This window comes from Suipraeoptans intestinalis (assembly GCF_009696485.1).
GTDB lineage: Bacteria > Bacillota > Clostridia > Lachnospirales > Lachnospiraceae > Suipraeoptans > Suipraeoptans intestinalis.
On sequence record NZ_VULY01000025.1, the window covers coordinates 1 to 5,827 of the forward strand.

10 protein-coding genes and 2 pseudogenes are annotated in these 5,827 nt (G+C 48.3%); 7 read left to right on the forward strand and 5 right to left on the reverse strand.

Annotation, left to right across the window (positions count from 1 at the left end):
• Positions 1-147 precede the first annotated feature (147 nt).
• From FYJ34_RS13265 to FYJ34_RS15575, 7 genes and pseudogenes are all read left to right on the forward strand, one after another.
• Positions 148-492: pseudogene (locus tag FYJ34_RS13265) on the forward strand (gamma-glutamyl-gamma-aminobutyrate hydrolase family protein); the annotation flags it as partial.
• A gap of 132 nt (positions 493-624) precedes the next feature.
• Complete coding sequence (locus FYJ34_RS13270; protein WP_330582627.1) at positions 625-1,065, forward strand: amino acid permease; 441 nt, start codon at positions 625-627, stop codon at positions 1,063-1,065.
• Positions 1,066-1,203: 138 nt separating this feature from the next.
• Positions 1,204-1,401, forward strand: a pseudogene (locus FYJ34_RS13275) (amino acid permease); the annotation flags it as partial.
• A 252-nt stretch (positions 1,402-1,653) separates the two neighbouring features.
• Entirely contained in the window at positions 1,654-2,001 is a 348-nt protein-coding gene (locus FYJ34_RS13280; protein ID WP_235899511.1) for a hypothetical protein, read from the forward strand.
• 2 nt (positions 2,002-2,003) lie between these two features.
• Positions 2,004-2,279 carry a hypothetical protein gene (locus tag FYJ34_RS11595; RefSeq protein WP_154478931.1) on the forward strand — a complete coding sequence of 92 codons (276 nt, stop codon included), beginning with the start codon at positions 2,004-2,006 and terminating at the stop codon, positions 2,277-2,279.
• 8 nt (positions 2,280-2,287) lie between these two features.
• A complete protein-coding gene (locus tag FYJ34_RS11600; RefSeq protein WP_154478932.1) occupies positions 2,288-2,503 on the forward strand; it encodes a hypothetical protein in 216 nt (71 codons plus the stop codon).
• Between the two features lie 144 nt (positions 2,504-2,647).
• The gene (locus FYJ34_RS15575; RefSeq protein WP_465244907.1) at positions 2,648-2,926 is read left to right on the forward strand and encodes an L-serine ammonia-lyase, iron-sulfur-dependent, subunit alpha; all 279 of its coding nucleotides are present in this window, start codon (positions 2,648-2,650) and stop codon (positions 2,924-2,926) included.
• Between the two features lie 435 nt (positions 2,927-3,361).
• Here the strand turns inward: FYJ34_RS15575 and FYJ34_RS11610 are convergent, their stop codons facing one another.
• From FYJ34_RS11610 to FYJ34_RS11625, 5 genes are all read right to left on the reverse strand, one after another.
• Entirely contained in the window at positions 3,362-3,529 is a 168-nt protein-coding gene (locus FYJ34_RS11610; RefSeq protein ID WP_154478934.1) for a hypothetical protein, read from the reverse strand.
• 8 nt (positions 3,530-3,537) lie between these two features.
• A complete protein-coding gene (locus tag FYJ34_RS11615; protein WP_154478935.1) occupies positions 3,538-3,813 on the reverse strand; it encodes a hypothetical protein in 276 nt (91 codons plus the stop codon).
• Between the two features lie 209 nt (positions 3,814-4,022).
• Positions 4,023-4,667 (reverse strand): APC family permease, encoded by a 645-nt coding sequence (locus FYJ34_RS13285; RefSeq protein WP_235899512.1) that lies wholly within the window; start codon positions 4,665-4,667, stop codon positions 4,023-4,025.
• Complete coding sequence (locus FYJ34_RS13290) at positions 4,648-5,232, reverse strand: APC family permease (RefSeq protein WP_235899513.1); 585 nt, start codon at positions 5,230-5,232, stop codon at positions 4,648-4,650. The genes FYJ34_RS13285 and FYJ34_RS13290 overlap by 20 nt, the downstream gene beginning before the upstream one ends.
• Before the next feature lie 44 nt (positions 5,233-5,276).
• Positions 5,277-5,827, reverse strand: a 551-nt coding sequence (locus tag FYJ34_RS11625) for a gamma-glutamyl-gamma-aminobutyrate hydrolase family protein (RefSeq protein WP_154478936.1), incomplete at its 5' end; no start/stop codon positions are given.

The following is a 5,827-nucleotide window of genomic DNA, read 5'->3' on the forward strand; positions in this document are numbered from 1 at the left end:
AGGCTGCGCTTTCCCTGTGCGATGGACTGATTCTATCCGGCGGACAGGATGTAAATCCGCTTTGCTACAATCAGAGCCTCACAAAACCCTCGGCGAAGTCTGTCCGGAACGCGACGCTTTTGACCTTGATTTGTACAGGCTCGCAGAGAAAAAGACATGCCGGTGCTTGGTATTTGCAGAGGCTCGCAGATCATTGCGGTCGCCGAGGGCGGTACTCTCTACCAGGATCTCTCGCTGGCAGAGACTTCTCTCAAGCATTCCCAGGGGCACAGTCCGGCGATGCCAAGCCACCATATCCATGTCGAGGAAGGAAGTAAGCTCTTTGATATCGTGAAAGAAAGGAGGATATGCGTAAACTCCTTCCATCATCAGGTAATCAACACTCCCGGTGACAGGATGAGAGTCACAGCCAGAGCGGATGATAACATCATCGAAGCGATAGAGCACAAGGATGCGAAATTCGTCCTTGCCGTTCAGTGGCATCCGAGATGATGCACGCAAGCGACGAGCACATGCTCCATATTTTCAAGGCATTGATACACCACTGCTAGTTTCGTATTACTATTTTATTATCATTTCATTCAGGAGGAATATTATGGAACAGAAAAGAAAACTTTCTGGTCAATCGTTCTTTTGACCATCAACTCAATCATCGGTACAGGGATCTTCCTGTCACCCGGCGGAGTTGCGAAACAAAGCGGTGCGCTTGCGCCGTTCATCTACGTCTGTGCAGCAGTATTTGCGATCATGCTCGCACTTACCTTTGCAAGCGCAAGTAAATACACAAGAGAGAGCGGAGCTGCCTACGCATATGTAAGAACAGCATTCGGCGACAACACCGGTCTCTATGTAGGTATCACAAGATTCGTATCTGCAAGTATCGCATGGGGCGTAATGGCGACAGGCGCGGTCGGAACTGCCTTCCAGATACTGGGATATCAGAGCGATGCGATTACTTTCGGAATGAGGACGATCGGATTTATCGTTCTCATGGTAGTTCTCTTTATCATCAATGTCCTGGGAACAAGATTTCGAGTGGGTATCAAACCTCTCAACGATTGGTAAGTGTGTTGCACTCGTATTTGCAATTCTTGCAGGTATCGTAATCGCAGTGAAGACCGGAAACCACATGGGCGAGATAACTGCACTGGTAAATGACGCCGGAGAAAAGGTAGTTCCTCCGATGACGACCGCGGATTCGTAACTGCCCTCGTAGCTGCCTTCTATGCATTCACGGGATTTGAAAGTGTAGCTTCCGGAGCCGGTGATATGGAAAAGCCTGAGAAGAATCTTCCCAGAGCCATTCCTGTCGCTATCGGAATCGTAGCTGCGATTTACTTCGGTATCCTGACAGCCATGCTGATCGATCCGTCGCTATGGTCACAAGCTCGTCAGTGGTAGTGCTTGCCGACGTATTCAAGAGTACGGTTATCAGAAATGTCATCGTCATAGGTGCGTTCGTATCGATGTTTGGAATCAACGTCGCATCGTCCTTCCATACACGAGGCTTCTCGAAGCCATGGCTCTGAGAAAGCAGGTGCCGGATGTTTTCGCCAAGAGAACAGCAAGGACATTCCTGTAAACGCATTCATCATCACTGTGCTTTTCGCCATCGTAATTCCTATGGCTTTCTCGTATGACATGAAAGGTATCATGATCATTTCGACGATCGCACGTTTCGTACAGTTTGTACTGGTACCTGTCGCTGTCATCATGTTCTTCTATGGCAAGACGAAGAATCCCACCCTTGAAGGCGCCAAGAAGAATTTCGCAACAGATGTGGTAGTATCGGTGATCTCTCTGATACTCACCGCGCTCCTTCTGTTCAAATTCGACTGGAAGGGAAGCTTCTCTACCACAGCTGAAACAGGAACGTCCCTGAACATGTTTGCAATCGTAGCTATGCTCATAGGATACGTAATCATCCCTGTTCTCGTATACTTCTACGCTAAGGCTCACACCGACAAAAGATTGCACAGTAACTATATTACGGAGATATAAAAATGGATAAAACAGTATATAACGCATTTGTGGAATTACTCGGTTCCGAACTTCGGCTGGCTATGGGCTGCACGGAACCAATAGCGGTGGCTTATGCCGCCGCGAAGGCAAGGGAAGTCCTTGGGCAGTTCCCGGAAAGAATAGAGATGTATTGCAGCGGGAACATCATAAAAAATGTAAAAGCCGTCACAGTGCCTAATTCCGGCGGCAGAAGAGGTCTCGAAGTCGCATCGATTCTCGGCGCGGCTTTCGGGGATGCCTCCTGGAGCTTGAGGTAATCAGCAGGGTGAAGGATGAAGAAATAGCGCGGCTTCAAAAGCTGCTTGACAAGGACATCTGTCACTGCCATCTTGAGACGGGAAAGGACAACCTGTATATCCGGACGGAGGTATTTCATGGCGCCGACAGTGCTCTTGTAGAAATCGCGGAAAAACACACCTACATCACACGGATAGAGAGAACGGGAACGGATACTGTCTCAGGAACCGCTCCATCTTCTTAAAAGTGATATGTCCTTTCTGAATCTTAAGGACATATACACCTTTTCAAAGGAAGTCGATCTTAAAGACATCGATAATCTGATCGTCAGACAAATCGACTGCAATAGGAATATTGAGGAAGGATAGAGAAGCCTTACGGTTCACAGATCGGGAGAAGATATCTCGGTATGTATGGAGATTCAGATTATCGCTTCAAAGCGATTGCATACGCAGCTGCCGGAAGTGATGCGAGAATGAATGGCTGCGCCCTTCCGGTCGTGATAAACTCCGGATCCGGAAATCAGAGCATAACTATGAGCGTTCCTATCATCCTGTATGCGAAGAAAAAGGATAGCACACGAGGAGATGATACGTGGACTTGTATTTGCGGACCTCGTTGCGCTCCTCCAAAAGAAAACATCGGAGATCTTTCTGCATACTGTTAGGATGATGCCCGCAACGAGTCCGCTACAAGTCCACGTATCATCTCCTCGTGTGCTATCCCTTTTCCTTCGCATACAGGGATGATAGGAACGCTCATAGTTATGCTCTGATTTCCGGATCCGGAGTTTATCACGGAAGGGCGCAGCCATTCATTCTCGCATCACTTCCGGCAGCTGCGTATGCAATCGCTTTGAAGCGATAATCTGAATCTCCATACATACCGAGATATCTTCTCCCGATCTGTGAACCGTAAGGCTTCTCTATCCCTTCCTCTGCAATATTCCTATTGCAGTCGATTTGTCTGACGATCAGATTATCGATGTCTTTAAGATCGACTTCCTTTGAAAAGGTGTATATGTCCTTAAGATTCAGAAAGGACATATCACTTTTAAGAAGATGGAGCGGTTCCTGAGACAGTATCCGTTCCCCGTTCTTCTCTATCCGTGTGATGTAGGTGTGTTTTCCGCGATTTCTACAAGAGCACTGTCGGCGCCATGAAATACCTCCGTCCGGATATACAGGTTGTCCTTTCCCGTCTCAAGATGGCAGTGACAGATGTCCTTGTCAAGCAGCTTTTGAAGCCGCGCTATTTCTTCATCCTTCACCCTGCTGATTACCTCAAGCTCCAGGGAGGCATCCCGAAAGCCGCGCCGAGAATCGATGCGACTTCGAGACCTCTTCTGCCGCCGGAATTAGGCACTGTGACGGCTTTTACATTTTTTATGATGTTCCCGCTGCAATACATCTCTATTCTTTCCGGGAACTGCCCAAGGACTTCCCTTGCCTTCGCGGCGGCATAAGCCACCGCTATTGGTTCCGTGCAGCCCATAGCCAGCCGAAGTTCGGAACCGAGTAATTCCACAAATGCGTTATATACTGTTTTATCCATTTTTATATCTCCGTAATATAGTTACTGTGCAATCTTTTTGTCGGTGTGAGCCTTAGCGTAGAAGTATACGAGAACAGGGATGATTACGTATCCTATGAGCATAGCTACGATTGCAAACATGTTCAGGGACGTTCCTGTTTCAGCTGTGGTAGAGAAGCTTCCCTTCCAGTCGAATTTGAACAGAAGGAGCGCGGTGAGTATCAGAGAGATCACGATACTACCACATCTGTTGCGAAATTCTTCTTGGCGCCTTCAAGGGTGGGATTCTTCGTCTTGCCATAGAAGAACATGATGACAGCGACAGGTACCAGTACAAACTGTACGAAACGTGCGATCGTCGAAATGATCATGATACCTTTCATGTCATACGAGAAAGCCATAGGAATTACGATGGCGAAAAGCACAGTGATGATGAATGCGTTTACAGGAATGTCCTTGCTGTTTCTCTTGGCGAAAACATCCGGCACCTGCTTTCTCAGAGCCATGGCTTCGAGAAGCCTCGGTGTATGGAAGGACGATGCGACGTTGATTCCAAACATCGATACGAACGCACCTATGACGATGACATTTCTGATAACCGTACTCTTGAATACGTCGGCAAGCACTACCACTGACGAGCTTGTGACCATAGCGACGGGATCGATCAGCATGGCTGTCAGGATGATACCGAAGTAAATCGCAGCTACGATTCCGATAGCGACAGGAATGGCTCTGGGAAGATTCTTCTCAGGCTTTTCCATATCACCGGCTCCGGAAGCTACACTTTCAAATCCCGTGAATGCATAGAAGGCAGCTACGAGGGCAGTTACGAATCCGCGGTCGTCATCGGAGGAACTACCTTTCTCCGGCGTCATTTACCAGTGCAGTTATCTCGCCCATGTGGTTTCCGGTCTTCACTGCGATTACGATACCTGCAAGAATTGCAAATACGAGTGCAACACACTTACCAATCGTTGAGAGGTTTGATACCCACTCGAAAATCTTTGTTCCAGGACATTGATGATAAAGAGAACTACCATGAGAACGATAAATCCGATCGTCCTCATTCCGAAAGTAATCGCATCGCTCTGATATCCCAGTATCTGGAAGGCAGTTCCGACCGCGCCTGTCGCCATTACGCCCCATGCGATACTTGCAGATACGAATCTTTGTGATACCTACATAGAGACCGGTGTTGTCGCCGAATGCTGTTCTTACATATGCGTAGGCAGCTCCGCTCTCTCTTGTGTATTTACTTGCGCTTGCAAAGGTAAGTGCGAGCATGATCGCAAATACTGCTGCACAGACGTAGATGAACGGCGCAAGCGCACCGCTTTGTTTCGCAACTCCGCCGGGTGACAGGAAGATCCCTGTACCGATGATTGAGTTGATGGTCAAAGAAACGATTGACCAGAATCCGAGTTTTCTTTTCTGTTCCATAATATTCCTCCTGAATGAAATGATAATAAAATAGTAATACGAAACTAGCAGTGGTGTATCAATGCCTTGAAAATATGGAGCATGTGCTCGTCGCTTGCGTGCATCATCTCGGGATGCCACTGAACGGCAAGGACGAATTTCGCATCCTTGTGCTCTATCGCTTCGATGATGTTATCATCCGCTCTGGCTGTGACTCTCATCCTGTCACCGGGAGTGTTGATTACCTGATGATGGAAGGAGTTTACGCATATCCTCCTTTCTTTCACGATATCAAAGAGCTTACTTCCTTCCTCGACATGGATATGGTGGCTTGGCATCGCCGGACTGTGCCCCTGGGAATGCTTGAGAGAAGTCTCTGCCAGCGAGAGATCCTGGTAGAGAGTACCGCCCTCGGCGACCGCAATGATCTGCGAGCCTCTGCAAATACCAAGCACCGGCATGTCTTTTTCTCTTGCGAGCCTGTACAAATCAAGGTCAAAAGCGTCGCGTTCCGGACAGACTTCGCCGAGGGTTTTGTGAGGCTCCTGATTGTAGCAAAGCGGATTTACATCCTGTCCGCCGGATAGAATCAGTCCATCGCACAGGGAAAGCGCAG

Bases quoted from the DNA above. Each gene is read 5' to 3' on its own strand.
- FYJ34_RS13280 (WP_235899511.1), top strand. From the start codon at position 1,654: ATGATCATTTCGACGATCGCACGTTTCGTACAGTTTGTACTGGTACCT.
- FYJ34_RS11615 (WP_154478935.1), bottom strand. From the start codon at position 3,813: ATGGATAAAACAGTATATAACGCATTTGTGGAATTACTCGGTTCCGAA.
- FYJ34_RS13290 (WP_235899513.1), bottom strand. From the start codon at position 5,232: ATGGAACAGAAAAGAAAACTCGGATTCTGGTCAATCGTTTCTTTGACC.
- FYJ34_RS11595 (WP_154478931.1), top strand. From the start codon at position 2,004: ATGGATAAAACAGTATATAACGCATTTGTGGAATTACTCGGTTCCGAA.
- FYJ34_RS13285 (WP_235899512.1), bottom strand. From the start codon at position 4,667: ATGACGCCGGAGAAAGGTAGTTCCTCCGATGACGACCGCGGATTCGTA.